The sequence below is a fragment of the Microbacterium saccharophilum genome, assembly GCF_007992455.1.
In the GTDB taxonomy this organism is placed as follows: Bacteria; Actinomycetota; Actinomycetes; order Actinomycetales; family Microbacteriaceae; genus Microbacterium; species Microbacterium saccharophilum.
This window is the reverse complement of record NZ_BKAH01000005.1, coordinates 100,805-116,686: the sequence shown is the minus strand read 5'-3', so window position 1 is coordinate 116,686 and position 15,882 is coordinate 100,805. Positions and strand designations below refer to the sequence as shown.

Sequence of the window (15,882 nt, the reverse complement as noted above, 5' to 3'; positions counted from 1 at the left end):
CGCGGGGGCGGCGGTCAGCTGACCTCGGTGTTGCTCCGGTCGATCGGGTGCATCGCGCGCACGGCATCCGTGATGCTGCCGGACAGCGAGGGGTACACGGCGAAGACGCGGGAGAGCTGGTCCACCGTGAGGCGCCGCTCGGCGGCGATCGCGATCGGGTAGATCAGCTCCGACGCGCGGGGCGCCACGATCACACCGCCGAGCACGATCCCCGACCCGGTGTGCGCGATGAGCTTCACGAACCCGTCCTTGACGCCCATCATCTTCGCGCGGGCGTTGGCCGCCAGCGGCAGCTTGTGCACGTACCCGTCGATGCGGCCCGCCTCGATGTCCTTCACCTGGTACCCGACGGTGGCGATCTCGGGGGCCGTGAAGATGTTCGCCGCGATGCGGCGGCGATCCAGCGGGATGACGGCGTCGCCGAGGGCGTGGAAGACGGCCATGCGCCCCTGCATGGAGGCGACGGATGCCAGCGGCACGAACGTCGTGCAGTCGCCTGCGGCGTAGATGTTCGGCACCGAGGTCCGCGCGACGCGGTTCACCTGGATGTGCCCGGACTCCGCCAGCTGCACGCCGGCGTCCTCGAGGCCGATGCCCGTCGTGTTCGGGATGGAGCCGACGGCCATGAGGCAGTGGCTGCCTTCGACCGTCCGGCCGTCGCCGAGCGTCACGACGACGCCGTCGCCGACCCGCTCGACCTTCTCCGCACGCGACTTCGCGAGCACCGTCATCCCGCCGCGCTTGAACACCTTCTCGATGACCGCGGCGGCGTCGGTGTCCTCGCCGGGGAGCACCTGGTCGCGGCTGGAGATGAGCGTGACCTTCGCGCCGAGGTTCATGTACGCGGACGCGAACTCGGCTCCCGTCACGCCGGAGCCGACGACGATGAGGTGCTCGGGGAGCGTCTTCATGTCGTACAGCTGCGTCCAGGTGAGGATGCGCTCCCCGTCCGGCATCGCCGTGGGCAGCTCGCGCGGCGAGGCCCCGACCGACACGACGATGGTGTCGGCCTCGATGCGGTCGAAGTCGGTGCCGCCCTGACTCGTCGAGACCACGACCGCGTGCGTGCCGTCGAGACGGCCGTGCCCGGAGATGAGGCGGACACCGGCCTCCACGAGCGTCGCGCGCATGTCGTCGGACTGCTGGCGCGCCAGCGACATCAGCCGCTTGTTGACGGCGGCGAGGTTGATCGCGACCTGGGGCTTCAGCGGCTTGCCGCGCTCGGACGTCGCGAACAGCTGCACGCCGAGGTCCGAGGCCTCCGAGATCGCGACGGCGGCATCCGCCGTCGCGATGAGGCTCTTCGACGGCACGACATCCGTGATGACGGCCGACCCGCCGACACCCGCGCGCTCGACGAGGGTGACCTCTGCTCCGAGCTGCGCGGCGGCCAGCGCCGCCTCGTACCCGCCGGGACCGCCACCGAGGACGATGACGCTCTGCGTGCTCTCGAAGCTCAAGGTCATTCCTCCATTGTCTCAGTCCTCGCCGTGCGTCCGTGTCGCGTCGTGTGGCCCCCGACCGGTCCGGGTTCCTAGAGTGGACCCATGTCCGACATCTCCAACCCGCTCGACGATCCCACCAGCGACCCGTTCGAGCTCGCCGCAGACGCCGCCGCCGACATCGCACGGCTCACCGGCGTCGACCGCCACGACATCGCCCTGACGCTCGGGAGCGGGTGGGGGAAGGCCGCCGACCTCATCGGCGAGACGACCGCCACGATCCCGGCGACCGAGGTGACCGGCTTCAGCAAGCCGGCCCTGGCCGGTCACGTCGGGTCGCTGCGCAGCATCCTGACCCCCACCGGCCGGCGCGTTCTCGTCATCGGTGCGCGCACCCACTACTACGAGGGTCACGGCGTGCGCCGTGTCGTGCACAGCGTGCGCACCGCCGCCGCGACCGGCGCCCGCACGATGGTGCTCACCAACGGCGCCGGCGGCATCAAGGCGGGCTGGAAGCCCGGCCAGCCCGTGCTCATCAGCGACCACATCAACCTGACCGGCGACTCCCCGCTCGAGGGCGCGACGTTCATCGACCTCACCGACCTGTACTCGGTGCGCCTGCGCGACCTCGCCCGACGCATCGACCCGACGCTCGACGAGGGGGTCTACTGCCAGTTCCGCGGACCGCAGTACGAGACGCCCGCCGAAGTGCGCATGGCGAAGACCATCGGCGGCAGCATCGTCGGCATGTCCACCGCCCTGGAGGCCATCGCGGCGCGCCAGGCGGGCATGGAGATCCTCGGCTTCTCCCTCATCACGAACATGGCCGCCGGCATCCAGACGACGCCGCTCAGCCACCACGAGGTGATCGAAGCCGGCCGGGAGGCGGAGCCCGTGATCTCCGCGCTCCTGGCCCGTGTGATCGGCGAGCTGTGAGCGCCGTCGAGGCCGCCCGGGCCTGGCTCGCGCAGGACCCGGATGACGTGACGCGCACCGAACTGGACGCGCTGATCCGGCAGGCCGAGGACGGCGACGCCGCCGCGGCCGCCGACCTCGCCGACCGCTTCGCGGGACGGCTCGCCTTCGGCACGGCCGGTCTCCGCGGCCGGCTCGGCGCCGGCAGCAACCGCATGAACCGCGTGCTCGTGACGCAGGCCGCCGCCGGCCTCGCCGCCTACGTGCGCGCGCGCGCGGGCGCGGGCGCGACGGTCGTGATCGGGTACGACGGGCGCCGCAACTCCGACGTCTTCGCGCGCGACAGCGCGGAGATCTTCGCCGGGGCGGGACTGCGGGCCGTCCTGCTGCCGCGCCTGCTGCCCACCCCGGTCCTCGCGTTCGCGGTGCGGCACCTCGACGCCGCCGCCGGCGTCATGGTGACGGCATCCCACAACCCACCCGACGACAACGGCTACAAGGTCTACCTCGGCGGAGAGGATGCCGGCTCGCAGATCGTCGCACCCGCCGACGCCGAGATCGCCGCCCAGATCCAGCGGGTCGCCGATGCCGGCGACATCCGCACCCTGCCCCGCTCGACGGACTACGAGATCACCGACGAGGCGGTCGTCGAGGCGTACGTCGCGGCCACCGCCCTCGTCGCGCCGGCACCGGCCGGTGCGGCCGGGATGCCGTGGGTCTACACAGCCATGCACGGCGTCGGACACGAGACCCTCGCCCGGATCCTCACGCTCGCGGGCTACCCGCAGCCGGTCGTCGTCCAGGCGCAGATCGCGCCGGACGGCGCATTCCCCACGGTCGCCTTCCCCAACCCGGAGGAGCCGGGGGCGATGGACCTCTCCTACGAGACCGCCCGCGCGGCGGGCGCGGAGTTCATCCTCGCGAACGACCCGGACGCCGACCGGCTCGCCGTCGCGATCCCCGACGCCCGTGCCGAGGGCGGCTGGCGCCGGCTCACCGGCAACGAGGTGGGGCTCCTCCTCGGGTGGCGCGCCGCGCGCACGGCGACGGCGGGGTCGCTCGCCTGCTCGCTGGTCTCCTCCCCCGGCCTGCAGACGGTCGCCGAGCACTACGGGCTCGACTTCCACGCGACGCTCACCGGGTTCAAGTGGATCTCCCGCGCGCCCGGGATCGTCTTCGGGTTCGAGGAGGCGCTCGGGTACCTCGTGAACCCCGACACGGTCCGCGACAAGGACGGCATCTCCGCCGCGGTCGCGATGCTCGGGATGATCGCCGAGGCGCGCGAGCAGGGCGCCACGGTCGCCGACCTCCTGGCCCAGTTCCAGCAGACGTTCGGCTTCTTCGACAGCAGCCAGGTCTCGGTGCGCGTCGAGGACGTGTCGATCATCGGCCGCATCATGGCGGCACTGCGGGCGCAGCATCCGACCGCCATCGGAGGTGTGCGGGTCGAGCGCGTCGAGGACCTGCTGGAGGCGACGGGCGACGAGCCCGCCGGCGACGTGCTCCGGCTCTGGCTCGACGACGGGTCACGCGTGATCGTGCGCCCGAGCGGCACCGAGCCCAAGCTCAAGGCATACCTCGACGTGCGCGGAACCTCCGCCGACGACGCCGCGGCACGCCTCGCCGCGCTGGACGCCGGCGCCCGCGAGCTCGTCGCCGCCGCCTCGGCCTCACCCCGCCCGGCGGAGCCTGGTACCGCCGAGAAACCACGATCAGCATGAGAAACACGTTCCGGCGTGGTTTCTCGTGCGGGATGTGGTTTCTCGGCGTCGCGTTGGGCGCGCGTGTTGGGGGGCCGCGTTGGGGGCGGCGCGTTGCGCCGAGCGCCTGCCCCGGCGGCGAAACCGGGCCGCTAGGCTGAGCCGGTGCTGCTGACGGAGCCCCGCGTCCTGGAGAACGACCATGTGCGGCTCGAGCCGCTCGCGCTCGGGCACGCCGACGACCTCGCGGAGGCCGCGACCGGCCTGGCGTACGCCTGGTACACCTCCGTCCCGGCGTCGCCGGCCGAGGAGATCACGTTCCGTCTCGCCGAGCGGGATGCCGGTCGGATGAACCCGTGGGCCGTGATCCACGAGGGCCGGGCGGTGGGCATGACGACTTTCTGCAGCATCGACCAGCCGAACCGGCACGTGGAGATCGGCTACACCTGGCTCGCGCCGCGCGTGCAGCGCACGGCGGTGAACACCGCCGCGAAGCTCCTGCTCCTCGGTCACGCGTTCGAGGCGTGCGACGCGATCGCCGTGGAGTTCCGCACGCACTGGCACAACCGGCAGTCGCGCACCGCGATCGAACGACTCGGCGCGAAGCAGGACGGCGTGCTCCGCAACGCCCGGCTCGGCCCGGACGGAACGCTGCGCGACACCGTCGTGTACTCGATCCTCCCGCACGAGTGGCCCGCCGTCCGGCTCGGCCTGCAGACCCGGCTCGCCCGCCCCTGAGCAGCGGCGCCGTCGGGTCGCGGTGCCGAGAAACCACGATCGGCATGAGAAACACGTTCCGGCGTGGTTTCTCACGCCGGATGTGGTTTCTCACGCCGGATGTGGTTTCTCAGCGCCGCCGCGGGCCCGTCAGCCGTCGACGACGGCCACGAGCTCGTCGAGGAACGCCGTGAAGGTCGTGCCGCGCCGGAGGATGCGCTGCACGCTCTCCCGTTCGCTGAAGACCTCGACGAGCTGCTCGAACACGGTCTGGAACGCGGCGCGGTCCGACTCCGAGAACGCCACCATCGCGATGACCTGCACGCGCGCATCGCCCCACGGGATCGACGGGTCGGCGATGCCGACGGCGATGGAGGTGCGGGTCGCGGTCATCCCGATCGCGTGCGGAACGGCGAGCGCGTCGGTGAACGCGGTGGATGACAGCCGCTCGCGCTCCAGCGTCCGCTCGACGTAGTCCTCGCCGATGACCCCCTGCGCGACGAGCAGGCCGCCGAGGCGGCGGATGACGCCTTCCTCGTCGACGCCGGCGCCCAGCCCGTGCACGAACGCATCCGGCGAGAAGTAGCGCTCGAGCTCGGCGCGCAGCCGCGCGAGGCGGCGTGCGCGCCGCACCCGCCCGGCAGCGGCCTGCACGCGCTCCACATCGGCCTCGGTGAGGAACGGCTGGATGCGGACGATCCGGTCGGAGACGACCGGCGGCTCGATCGTGCTGAGGATCAGGTCGGTGTCGATCGATGCCCAGTCGGGGTCGACCCGCGTCTCGACGTCGACGACCTCGATGGCCCCGCCGAGGGAGCGGTCGACGCTCGAGCGCAGCAGCTCGTGCAGCTCGTAGTACCCCGGGCAGACGATCGTCGCCGTCAGCAGGGCGCCCGCGCGGCGGCTGCGCTCCAGCCGGCCGCCGACGTGCATCGCGATGTAGGCGATCTCGTCGTCGAGCAGCGGGATGCCGAGGAGCCCGCGCAGCCCGTCGGCGATGAACACCGCGACCTCGAAGATCATGGGGTACGTGGTCTTCAGCGACCGGGTCAAGGGGTTCCGTGACCAGGCCTGCTCGCGGGCGCGCTCCCGGAGGTTCTGCACGTGCAGCGACAGCCGCATGACGAAGTCGTCGTGGTCGATGTCGACGAGGAACTCCGCCGCGGCGCGCGCGACGACGTCGCGGACGGCGGCCTCCACCTCCGGGTCGACGCGCTCGCGGATGACCTCCGCGGGGGCGGCCGCGCCCGGGGCGACGACGCGGCTCTGCACGATGGCGGCGAGGTGGCGGAGGTCCCCGCTGCCGAGGCGCACGCCGAGGTGCTGCGCGCTGAGGCGGTCGATGAGATCGGCGATCTGCGCGGGCGAGGAGTCCTCGCCGCCGTCGTCGAGGGCGTGGTCGCCGGCGACGCGGTCGGCGGCGATCGCGATGTGCATCATGACGTCGCCGATCCCGAACTCGTTGACGAAGTAGCCGAGGCTCCCGAGCCCGGCGACGAGCTCGGCCTTGAACGGGCCGAACGCGCGGGCGCCGATCGACCCCTCCCCGAGCGTGCGGCGCAGCGCCTCCAGATCGAAGGCGCCGTCCTCGGTCTCCTCGTGCGCGAGCCGGCTGAGCAGTCGCCGCTGCGCCATCTCGGTGCCGCGCAGGCGCGCGCGGGAGGCGGCGCGCTCGAGCGTCAGCTCCGTCCCGCCCAGCAGCGCCCGGACCCGGCCGAGGTCCGCCTCCACGGTCGCGGGGCTCACGTGGAACGTGTCGGCGATCTCGAACACGTCGACGCCGTCCGGGGCGGCGAGGATCGCCCGCACGAGGCGGTGCAGCCGCTCGCGCGGCGCGGAGGCATCCGGGCCCGTGGTGCGCAGCGCGGCTCCCGCGTCCGGCCCGAGCCGGTAGCCCTGCGGGCCCGACTCCACCACGACGCCGTCGGGGACGCGCGCGTTCAGCGCGGTGACGTAGCTCCGGATGCTGCGCGGCGTCACGCCGATCGCGTCGGCGAGCTCGGCGGCCGTCGTCCACTCGCCGCGACGCGTGAGCAGGGCGACGACGCGGTCCTGCCTGGCTCTGCTCACGCAGGACAGTCAACCATGCCCTCGCGACGGAGTTTCCGCCCCCGCGGAAGCGAACCTGGTTGTCCGCTCCCAGCGCTTTCACAAGAATGGCGAGGAAGGAGGCGGGTCGATGAGGATCCTCGTGGTGTGCGGCGCGGGAGCGTCGAGCACGTTCGTCGCGCAGCGAGTGCGCCATGCGGCCCAGGCGGCCGGACGGGACCTCAGTGCCGTCGCCGGCACCGAGCAGTCCCTCGCCATCGACCTGGACGCCGCGGACGTCGTGCTCGTGGGCCCCCACCTGCGGCGCTCCCTCGAGAACATCCGACGGGATGCCGCCTACCGCGGCGCCCGCGTCGTGCTGCTGCCGGACGACGTGTTCGCCGACATCGACGGCACGCGCACGCTGGCCCTCGTCGACACCGCACTGGCCGCACCCGCGGACGAAGACGCCACCGAGAGGAACACCCCATGACGGACGAGTCCACGCCGCAGGCGACCCGCACGATCCGCATCGGATCCTCCAACGGCTTGCACGCCCGCCCCGCGAAGCTGTTCGCGCAGGCGGTGAAGGATGCCGGCATCCCCGTGACGATCTCGAAGGGTTCCGGCGGGCCGGTCAACGCCGCCAGCATCCTCGGGGTCATCTCGCTGGGGGCGGAGAAGGGCGACTACGTGACGCTGGTCGCCGACGGCGACAACGCCGACGACGTGCTCGACCGGCTGGCCGAGCTGCTGACGACCGATCACGACGAGTGAAGACGACGAACGGAACGAGGACAAGAGCATGAGCGAACTGCGCGGAGTCGGCATCGGCCTGGGTGTCGCCCAGGGGCCGGTGGCCCGGATGGCCGAACCCCTGCCCGCCCCCGAGGACGTGCCCAGCACGCTCTCGCCGGAGGAGGAGATCGCGCGCGTCCGGGAGGCCGTCGCCGTCGTCGCCCGGGAGCTCGAAACGCGCGGTTCGCAGGCCGGAGGCCTCGCCCGCGAGGTGCTGGAGGCGCAGGCCATGATGGCCGAGGACCCCACCCTCGACCAGGAGGTCCTCACCCGCACGACCGCCGGAAAGACCGGGGAGTTCGCCGTCCACGACGCGTTCGCGACGTTCCGCGACACCCTCGCCGCGATGGGCGGCTATCTCGGCGAGCGCGCCGCCGACCTGGACGACGTCGCCCAGCGGGTCATCGCGCGCCTCCGCGGGCTTCCGGCCCCGGGCGTCCCCGACCCCGGGCACCCGTTCGTCCTCGTCGCGAAGGACCTGGCGCCCGCCGACACCGCGCTGCTGGACCTCGACAAGGTCCTCGCGCTCGTCACGACCGGCGGCGGACCGACCTCGCACACCGCGATCCTGGCCCGGGAGAAGTCCATCGTCGCCGTCGTGGGCGCCGCCGCCGCGAAGGATCTCACCGACGGCGAGACGGTCATCGTCGACGCCGCCAAGGGCGTCGTCACGACCGAACCGACCGAGGACGAGCTGAGCCAGGCGCAGCACCGGGCCGACGCGCGGCGCACCGCCGCCTCCGCGCCGATCACGCCCGGCGCCCTCGCGGACGGCACCCCCATCCCGCTGCTGGCGAACCTCGGCAAGCCGGGCGGCGCCGCCGAAGCCGTCGAACTGGGGGCCGAGGGTGTCGGACTGTTCCGCACCGAGTTCCTCTTCCTGAGCTCCACGAACGCCCCGACCGTCGAGCAGCAGGCCAAGGCCTACACGGAGCTGCTCACCGCCTTCCCCGGCAAGAAGGTCGTCGTACGGGCACTGGATGCGGGTGCGGACAAGCCGCTGGCGTTCCTCAACGACGCACACGAGGAGAACCCGGCGCTGGGCCTCCGCGGCATCCGCGCGCTGCGCGCCAGCGAGGACATCCTGCTCGAGCAGCTGACGGCGCTGCAGCAGGCGCAGGCGGCGACCGAGGCGGACCTGTGGGTCATGGCGCCCATGGTCGGCACCGTCGAGGAGACGGAGTACTTCACCGGCCTCTGCCGCGACTACGGCATCAAGACGGCGGGCGTCATGGTCGAGGTCCCGTCGGCGGCGCTCATGGCCGAGAAGGTGCTCGCCATCGCCGACTTCGCCTCGATCGGCACGAACGACCTGACGCAGTACACGATGGCCGCCGACCGGCTCCTCGGCTCGGTCTCCTCGTTCCAGGACCCGTGGCATCCCGCCGTCCTCCAGCTCATCGGCATGACCGGCGCCGCCGGCAAGGCGACCGGCAAGCCGGTCGGCATCTGCGGCGAGGCTGCGGCGGACCCGCTGCTCGCGGTCGTGCTCGTCGGCCTCGGCGCCACGACCCTGTCGATGGCGCCGACCGCGATCGCGGATGTCCGCGCGACGCTCCTGCAGTACACCCGCGCGGATGCCGAACGCATCGCCGCGGCCGCCCTCGCCGCCGACGGGGCGGCTTCAGCCCGAGCTGCGGCGCAGGCCGCAGCCGACACCGTGGCCTAGCCACGGCTCACCAGAAGGAGAACCAGCAATGACAACGGCGTCCACTCCCACCACGCGTGGAGGTGTCCGGGTCGGCGTACAGCGATTCGGCACGTTCCTCTCCGGCATGATCATGCCGAACATCCCCGCCCTCATCGCCTGGGGCATCTTCACCGCGTTCTTCATCGACGTGGGGTGGACGCCCAATGCCGACCTGGCGACGATCGTCGGCCCCTTCATCCACTACCTGCTGCCGCTGATCATCGCCTACACGGCGGGCTACATGGTCTACAAGCAGCGCGGCGGCGTCGTGGCGACCATCGCCACGATGGGCGCGATCGCCGGCTCCGACCTGCTGATCGCGCAGTTCAATGCCACGCTCGCCGAGGGCGAGCCGCAGCTGGGCCAGATCCACATGTTCATCGGCGCGATGATCATGGGCCCGCTCGCCGCGTACACCATGAAGTGGCTGGACAGCCTCTGGGAGGGCAAGGTCCGCGCCGGCTTCGAGATGCTCGTGAACATGTTCTCGGCGGGCATCTGGGGCTTCATCATGGCCATCGTCGGGTTCTACCCGATCGCGTGGCTCGTGAACGGCATCATGTCCGTCCTCGGCAACGCGGTGAGCTGGCTGGTGGAGAACAACCTGCTGCCGCTGACGAGCATCCTCATCGAGCCCGCGAAGGTGTTCTTCCTGAACAACGCCATCAACCACGGCGTGCTCACCCCGCTCGGCATCGCGCAGGCGGACGAGCAGGGCAAGTCCATCCTGTTCCTCCTCGAGGCCAACCCCGGTCCCGGTGTGGGTCTGCTGCTGGCGTTCACGTTCTTCGGCATCGGCGCGGCACGCGCGTCGGCTCCGGGCGCGGCGATCATCCAGTTCTTCGGCGGCATCCACGAGGTGTACTTCCCGTACGCGCTCATGAAGCCGGTCCTCATCGTCGCGCTCATCGCCGGCGGCATGACCGGTGTCACGACGAACATGCTCCTCGACACGGGCCTGCGGGCACCGGCGGCGCCGGGAAGCATCATCGCCGTCATGCTGCAGACCGCGAACGACAGCCACGTCGGGGTCATCCTCTCCGTCATCCTGTCCGCGGCGGTGACCTTCGTCGTCGCGTCGGTGATCCTCCGTGCCTCGCGCAAGAAGGACCTCGCAGCAGAGGCGGCCGGCACCGACAGCTTCACCTCCGCGGTGGACCGCACCGAGGCCAACAAGGGCAAGAAGTCCGAGTACCTCGGCGGCCTGCGCGGCGACGAGGCGGCCGCGGCGGGCGCCGGCGCGACCGCGGTGGCGACCGACCGGCAGGTGCGGAACATCGTGTTCGCGTGCGACGCGGGCATGGGCTCCTCCGCCATGGGTGCGAGCGTGCTGCGCAGCAAGATCAAGAAGGCGGGCGTCGAGGACGTCACGGTCGTCAACAAGGCGATCGCGAACCTCGACTCCTCCGCCGACCTGGTCATCACCCAGCAGCAGCTGACCGACCGTGCACGCAAGCAGACACCGGATGCCATGCACGTCTCGGTGGACAACTTCATGAACTCGCCGAAGTACGACGAGGTCGTGAAGATGGTCGTGGATCAGCACCAGAGCCGCGCGTAATCTCGGAAGACCGCCGCGGGGCCGGGCAGCGCGACGCACCCGGCCTCGTGGCCTTCCGAGTCCGAACGGCCCCAAGGAAGAGAGACAGACATGGCACGCGAGGTTCTCAACGTCGGACAGGTCCGCATCCACTCCGGCTCGGTGAGCAAGGAGACCGCGATGAAGGAGGCCGCCGACATCCTCGAGGCGGCGGGCGCCGTCACGAACGCCTACTTCGACGCGATGCAGCAGCGCGAGATGACGGTGTCCACCTACATGGGCAACGAGCTCGCGATCCCGCACGGCACGAACGAGACGAAGGACACGATCCTCGACTCCGCACTGTCGTTCGTCCGCTACGACGGCGGCGTCGACTGGGGCGGCGAGCCGGTGACCTTCGTGGTCGGCATCGCCGGCAAGGGCGACGAGCACCTCGAGATCCTGTCGCAGATCGCCCTCATCTTCTCCGACGACGACGAGGTCGCCCGGCTCAAGCGGGCGCAGACACCCGAAGAGCTGTACGGCATGCTCTCGTCGGTGAACGACTCATGAAGGCCGTCCACTTCGGCGCAGGCAACATCGGCCGGGGATTCGTCGGCCTGCTGCTGCACGAGGGCGGGTACGACCTCGTCTTCTCCGATGTCGCCGCGCCGCTCGTCGACGCCATCAACGCGGTGTCCGAGTACACCGTGCACGAGGTGGGCGACGGCGGCACGGACAAGGTCGTCACCGGATTCCGCGCCCTCAACAGCGCCGCCGACCCGCAGGCGGTCGTCGACGAGGTCGCGACGGCGAATGTCGTGACGACCGCCGTCGGCCCGACGATCCTGAAGTTCGTCGCCCCGCACATCCTCGCCGCCCTTGCCCTCCGCGACCCCGCCGCACCGCCCCTGCAGATCATGGCGTGCGAGAACGCCATCAACGCGACCGACCAGCTGCGCGACGAGATCCGCGCGCAGGCCGGCGACGCGTGGCACGGGCTGTCCGCCCGGGCCGTGTTCGCCAACACGGCCGTGGACCGCATCGTCCCGGCGCAGCCGGCCGGCTCCGGCGTGGACGTGACGGTGGAGCCGTTCTACGAGTGGGCGATCGAGCGGCCGCCGTTCGGCGACCAGCCGCCCACGATCCCCGGCGCGCACTTCGTCGACGACCTGGCGCCGTACATCGAGCGGAAGCTCTTCACCGTCAACACGGGGCACGCGACGACGGCGTACTTCGGGGCGCAGGCCGGCGTGGAGAAGATCTCCGACGCGCTGGCCGACCCCGAGATCGCCGCGAGCGTGGCGGCCGCCCTGGAGGAGACCTCCGCGCTCCTCGTCGCCAAGCACGGGCTCGACGCCGGTGAGCTCGCGGAGTACCGCGCGACGATCCTGCGCCGTTTCGCCAACCCGGCGCTCCCCGACACCGTGGGCCGGGTGGGTCGACAGCCGCTGCGGAAGCTCTCCCGGCACGAACGGTTCATCGCACCGGCGGCCGAGGCCGCCGAGCGCGGCCTGCCCGTCGACGGCCTGCTCGCCGCCGTCGGGGCGGCGCTCCGCTTCGACGACCCCGAGGACGAACAGGCGGTCGAGCTGCAGCGGCGGCTCCGCGACGAGACGCCGGCGGCCTTCACGGCGTCGGTGACCGGGCTGGAGCCGGAGCACCCGCTCTTCGCGCGCGTCGAGGCGCTCGTCGGCCGGCGGCAGAAGGAGCTCGGCGCCTGACCGACCCGCCGACCGGCGGCATCCCGTCTTCCCGATAGCATCGAGACGTCGCGTGCGCGACGCAGGTCACGAGGGAGTGTCTGGGGAATGCGGGAGCGTCGCTACGCCATCATCGGCGCGGGTCCGTCCGGGCTCGCCACGGCGCGCGCCCTGCAGCGCGAAGGCCTCGCCTTCGACGGCTACGAGGCCGGGCACGGCGTCGGGGGGCTGTGGGACATCGACAACCCGCGGTCGACGATGTACGACTCCGCGCACCTCATCTCCTCGCGGACCACGACGGAGTTCACCGAGTTCCCCATGCGCTCGAGCGCGGACTACCCGAGCCACCGCGAACTCATCGCCTACTTCCGGGAGTACGCCGAGCACTTCGGCCTGACCGCGCACTATCGGTTCGACACGACCGTCACGGCGGTGCGCCGTGACGACGACGGCGCCTGGACGGTCACGGCCTCCGGTCCGGACGGCGAGCGCACCGCGCGCTATGCCGGCGTGATCATCGCGAACGGCACGCTCGCCGAACCGCAGGTCCCCCAGTTCCCGGGCACGTTCACGGGCGAGATCCTGCACACGAGCGGGTACAAGAGCGCCCGGCAGCTGGACGGCAGGCGGGTGCTCATCGTCGGGGCCGGCAACTCCGGCTGCGACATCGCGGTGGATGCCGTCCACTCGGCGGCATCCGTCGAGATGAGCGTGCGCCGCGGCTATTACTTCGTGCCTCGCTACCTGTTCGGCCGCCCCGCGGACACGCTGAACCAGGGCCGGCCCCTCCCCGCACGCATCAAGCAGTTCGTCGACACCCGCGTGCTGCGCGCCTTCACGGGCGACCCCGTCCGGTTCGGCTTCCCGGAGCCGGACTACCGGATCTACGAGTCGCACCCGATCGTGAACACGCTGATCCTCAACCATCTCGGTCAGGGCGACCTCCGCATCCGCGCGGACGTGGCGCGCTTCGACGGCGACACGGTCCACTTCCGCGACGGCACCCAGGGCGAGTACGACACCGTGCTGCTGGCGACCGGCTACCGCCTGGACTACCCGTTCGTCGACCGCGCCGACCTCCACTGGACCGGGATGGCGCCGCGGCTCTTCCTCAACATCTTCCCGCCGTCCTTCAACGGCCTCTTCGTGATGGGGATGGTCGAGGCGTCCGGGCTCGGCTGGCAGGGCCGCTACGAGCAGGCCGAGCTGATCGCCGCGTACCTCCGGGCCGAGGCGGACGCGCCGGAGCGCGCGTCGCTGTTCCGGCGCCGCGTGAACGTGCCGTGGCCCGACCTGACCGGCGGCTACCGCTACCTCGGCCTGGAGCGGATGGCCTACTACGTCAACAAGGACGCCTACCGCGGCACGGTCCGCGACATGATCCGGTCCCTCCGCGCGCCGGCTCGTCCCCCGCTCCCCCGTCGAAGGAGAACCCGCGCATGAACCCGGACGACGTCGTCCTGAACTTCACCCCCGGCACCCTCGTCATCCTGAACGTCGTGCTCGCGCTCATCATGCTGGGGGTGGCCCTGGACACGACGGTGGACGACTTCAAGGTCGTGGCCCGCAAGCCGAAGCCCATGATCATCGCGATCATCGCGCAGCTCCTCGTGCTGCCCGCCGTGACCTTCGGCCTGACCTTCCTGCTGCCGGTGACCGCGTCGATGGCGCTCGGCATGATCCTCGTCGCCTGCTGCCCGCCCGGCAACATCTCGCAGGTGCTCACGCACCGCTCCGGAGGCAATGTCGCGCTGTCGGTGTCGATGACGGCGGTGTCGAACCTGCTGTACATCGTCGCGCTGCCGTTCTCGATCGCGTTCTGGGGGTCGCTGCGCGCCGACACGCGGGAGCTCCTGACAGCCGTCTCCCTCAACGGCTGGCAGATGCTGCTGGAGATCCTCCTCATCATCGGCCTGCCCTTCGCCGTCGGCCTGACCCTCCGCCACCGGCTGCCCGGGCTCGCCGTGAAGGTGCAGCCGTTCGTGAAGTGGTTCTCGCTCCTCGCGCTGCTCGGGTTCATCGCGGCCGCCCTCGCCGGCAACTGGACCTACTTCGTCGCGTTCCTCGGCGTCATCCTGCTCGCCGTCACGATCCACGACGCCGTCGCGCTCGCGATCGGCTGGTCCACCGCCGCGGTCGGCGGCCTCGGCACCCGGGAGCGCAAGGCGATGACCTTCGAGGTCGGCATCCGCAATGCCGGACTCGGGCTCGGTCTCGTCTTCACCTTCTTCGGCGGCCTCGGCGGCATGGCCATCGTCGCGGGATGGTGGGGCATCTGGGACATCATCGCCGGCCTCGTCGTCGCAACGCTGTGGGCGCGGCACACGCGAGCACGCACCGGGTCCGCCAAGGGGGATGCCACACGCCACGCCGTCCCGGAGGCGGCGGCGTCGTGACCCGCGTCCTCATCACCGGCGGCGCCGGCTTCCTCGGCACCCACGTCGCATCGGCCCTGCGCGCACACCCCGACGTCGAGCTCGTCGTCGCCGGCGACGTCCGCCCGCCCGCGGACCCCGCGGACGGGGTGGTGTTCGAGGAGTGCGACGTGACGCGCCCGGGCACCCTCGCCCCGCTCCTGCGCCGGCACGGCATCGACGTCGTCGTTCACCTGGCCGCCATCGTGAACCCCGGGCGCGACCACGACCTCGAGTACCGCGTCGACGTGGACGGCACGCGCAACGTGCTCGCGGCGTGCCTGGACGCCGGGGTGCGCCGGATCGTCGTGTCCTCCTCCGGCGCCGCGTACGGGTACCACGCCGACAATCCGGAATGGCTCCGCGAAAGCGACCCCGCCCGCGGCAACGACGAGTTCCCGTACGCGAAGCACAAGCACCTCGTGGAGCAGCTGCTGGGTGCCGCGCGCACCGCGCATCCCGAACTCGAGCAGGTCGTGTTCCGGATCGGCACGATCCTCGGCCCGACCGTGCGGAACCAGATCACGCGGCTCTGGGACGGTGGCCGCATCCTCGCCGTCCGCGGGTCGGCGTCGCCGTTCGTCTTCGCCTGGGTGGATGACGTGGCCGCCGCGATGGCCCGCGCCGCGACCGACGGCCCGCCCGGAGTGTACAACGTCGCCGGCGACGGACGCCTCACGGTCGCGGAGATCGCCGACCGGCTCGGCAAGCCGCTGCTGACGGTCCCGGCGGGGGTGCTGGCGTTCGCGCTGCGGGTCGGCCGCGTCCTGCGCCTGACGGTCCACGGACCGGAGCAGGTGGGCTTCCTCCGGTACCGGCCGGTGCTCGCCAACGACGCCCTCAAGCGCGACTTCGGCTACACGCCGCAGAAGACGAGCGCCGAGGCGTTCGAGGCGTATCTCGCGTCCCACCCGGGAGTCGCGCGCCGGTGACCGGCGCGCCGGATCCGTCCTGCG

The 15,882-nt window shown here is 71.7% G+C and carries 14 protein-coding genes; 12 read left to right on the top strand and 2 right to left on the bottom strand.

All coding sequences use genetic code 11. The annotated features are described in order from the left end of the window. Positions 1–14: 14 nt before the first annotated feature. The gene (locus MSA03_RS07245) at positions 15–1,466 is read right to left on the bottom strand and encodes an NAD(P)H-quinone dehydrogenase (RefSeq protein ID WP_147050191.1); all 1,452 of its coding nucleotides are present in this window, start codon (positions 1,464–1,466) and stop codon (positions 15–17) included. Between the two features lie 81 nt (positions 1,467–1,547). On the opposite strand from MSA03_RS07245, the gene MSA03_RS07240 reads away from it, so the two are divergent. The 3 genes from MSA03_RS07240 to MSA03_RS07230 all read left to right on the top strand — a co-directional run bounded on the left by MSA03_RS07240 (position 1,548) and on the right by MSA03_RS07230 (position 4,795). After that, positions 1,548–2,378 carry a purine-nucleoside phosphorylase gene (locus MSA03_RS07240; protein WP_028496801.1) on the top strand — a complete coding sequence of 277 codons (831 nt, stop codon included), beginning with the start codon at positions 1,548–1,550 and terminating at the stop codon, positions 2,376–2,378. After that, the gene (locus MSA03_RS07235) at positions 2,375–4,078 is read left to right on the top strand and encodes a phospho-sugar mutase (protein WP_147050190.1); all 1,704 of its coding nucleotides are present in this window, start codon (positions 2,375–2,377) and stop codon (positions 4,076–4,078) included. The genes MSA03_RS07240 and MSA03_RS07235 overlap by 4 nt, the downstream gene beginning before the upstream one ends. Before the next feature lie 144 nt (positions 4,079–4,222). Then, positions 4,223–4,795, top strand: coding sequence for a GNAT family N-acetyltransferase (locus MSA03_RS07230; protein WP_147050189.1), 573 nt, complete (start codon positions 4,223–4,225; stop codon positions 4,793–4,795). A 129-nt stretch (positions 4,796–4,924) separates the two neighbouring features. Here MSA03_RS07230 and MSA03_RS07225 read toward each other — a convergent pair whose 3' ends face one another. Further along, entirely contained in the window at positions 4,925–6,844 is a 1,920-nt protein-coding gene (locus MSA03_RS07225) for a BglG family transcription antiterminator (RefSeq protein WP_147050188.1), read from the bottom strand. Positions 6,845–6,953: 109 nt separating this feature from the next. Here MSA03_RS07225 and MSA03_RS07220 point away from each other — a divergent pair, with 109 nt between their 5' ends. From MSA03_RS07220 to MSA03_RS07185, 9 genes are all read left to right on the top strand, one after another. After that, entirely contained in the window at positions 6,954–7,295 is a 342-nt protein-coding gene (locus MSA03_RS07220) for a PTS sugar transporter subunit IIB (protein ID WP_028496805.1), read from the top strand. Next, positions 7,292–7,579, top strand: coding sequence for an HPr family phosphocarrier protein (locus tag MSA03_RS07215; RefSeq protein WP_028496806.1), 288 nt, complete (start codon positions 7,292–7,294; stop codon positions 7,577–7,579). The genes MSA03_RS07220 and MSA03_RS07215 overlap by 4 nt, the downstream gene beginning before the upstream one ends. Before the next feature lie 28 nt (positions 7,580–7,607). Then, positions 7,608–9,269, top strand: a complete 1,662-nt coding sequence (gene ptsP, locus MSA03_RS07210; RefSeq protein WP_147050187.1) for a phosphoenolpyruvate--protein phosphotransferase — start codon at positions 7,608–7,610, stop codon at positions 9,267–9,269. Between the two features lie 28 nt (positions 9,270–9,297). After that, entirely contained in the window at positions 9,298–10,851 is a 1,554-nt protein-coding gene (locus MSA03_RS07205) for a PTS mannitol transporter subunit IIBC (protein ID WP_244946355.1), read from the top strand. A 90-nt stretch (positions 10,852–10,941) separates the two neighbouring features. Then, positions 10,942–11,382 (top strand): PTS mannitol transporter subunit IIA, encoded by a 441-nt coding sequence (locus tag MSA03_RS14555; protein WP_244946354.1) that lies wholly within the window; start codon positions 10,942–10,944, stop codon positions 11,380–11,382. After that, positions 11,379–12,533: a mannitol-1-phosphate 5-dehydrogenase gene (locus MSA03_RS07200; RefSeq protein WP_147050186.1), complete on the top strand. Its 1,155-nt coding sequence runs from the start codon at positions 11,379–11,381 to the stop codon at positions 12,531–12,533. Before MSA03_RS14555 ends, MSA03_RS07200 begins: the two co-directional genes overlap by 4 nt. A gap of 87 nt (positions 12,534–12,620) precedes the next feature. Continuing rightward, positions 12,621–13,955, top strand: coding sequence for a flavin-containing monooxygenase (locus MSA03_RS07195; RefSeq protein WP_147050185.1), 1,335 nt, complete (start codon positions 12,621–12,623; stop codon positions 13,953–13,955). Further along, positions 13,952–14,908 carry a bile acid:sodium symporter family protein gene (locus MSA03_RS07190; RefSeq protein WP_036272960.1) on the top strand — a complete coding sequence of 319 codons (957 nt, stop codon included), beginning with the start codon at positions 13,952–13,954 and terminating at the stop codon, positions 14,906–14,908. Before MSA03_RS07195 ends, MSA03_RS07190 begins: the two co-directional genes overlap by 4 nt. Further along, positions 14,905–15,858 carry an SDR family oxidoreductase gene (locus tag MSA03_RS07185; protein ID WP_147050184.1) on the top strand — a complete coding sequence of 318 codons (954 nt, stop codon included), beginning with the start codon at positions 14,905–14,907 and terminating at the stop codon, positions 15,856–15,858. Before MSA03_RS07190 ends, MSA03_RS07185 begins: the two co-directional genes overlap by 4 nt. Positions 15,859–15,882 lie beyond the last annotated feature (24 nt).

Bases quoted from the DNA above. Each gene is read 5' to 3' on its own strand.
- MSA03_RS07220 (WP_028496805.1), top strand. From the start codon at position 6,954: ATGAGGATCCTCGTGGTGTGCGGCGCGGGAGCGTCGAGCACGTTCGTC.
- MSA03_RS07200 (WP_147050186.1), top strand. From the start codon at position 11,379: ATGAAGGCCGTCCACTTCGGCGCAGGCAACATCGGCCGGGGATTCGTC.
- MSA03_RS14555 (WP_244946354.1), top strand. From the start codon at position 10,942: ATGGCACGCGAGGTTCTCAACGTCGGACAGGTCCGCATCCACTCCGGC.
- MSA03_RS07240 (WP_028496801.1), top strand. From the start codon at position 1,548: ATGTCCGACATCTCCAACCCGCTCGACGATCCCACCAGCGACCCGTTC.
- MSA03_RS07205 (WP_244946355.1), top strand. From the start codon at position 9,298: ATGACAACGGCGTCCACTCCCACCACGCGTGGAGGTGTCCGGGTCGGC.
- MSA03_RS07190 (WP_036272960.1), top strand. From the start codon at position 13,952: ATGAACCCGGACGACGTCGTCCTGAACTTCACCCCCGGCACCCTCGTC.
- MSA03_RS07195 (WP_147050185.1), top strand. From the start codon at position 12,621: ATGCGGGAGCGTCGCTACGCCATCATCGGCGCGGGTCCGTCCGGGCTC.
- MSA03_RS07215 (WP_028496806.1), top strand. From the start codon at position 7,292: ATGACGGACGAGTCCACGCCGCAGGCGACCCGCACGATCCGCATCGGA.
- ptsP (WP_147050187.1), top strand. From the start codon at position 7,608: ATGAGCGAACTGCGCGGAGTCGGCATCGGCCTGGGTGTCGCCCAGGGG.
- MSA03_RS07245 (WP_147050191.1), bottom strand. From the start codon at position 1,466: ATGACCTTGAGCTTCGAGAGCACGCAGAGCGTCATCGTCCTCGGTGGC.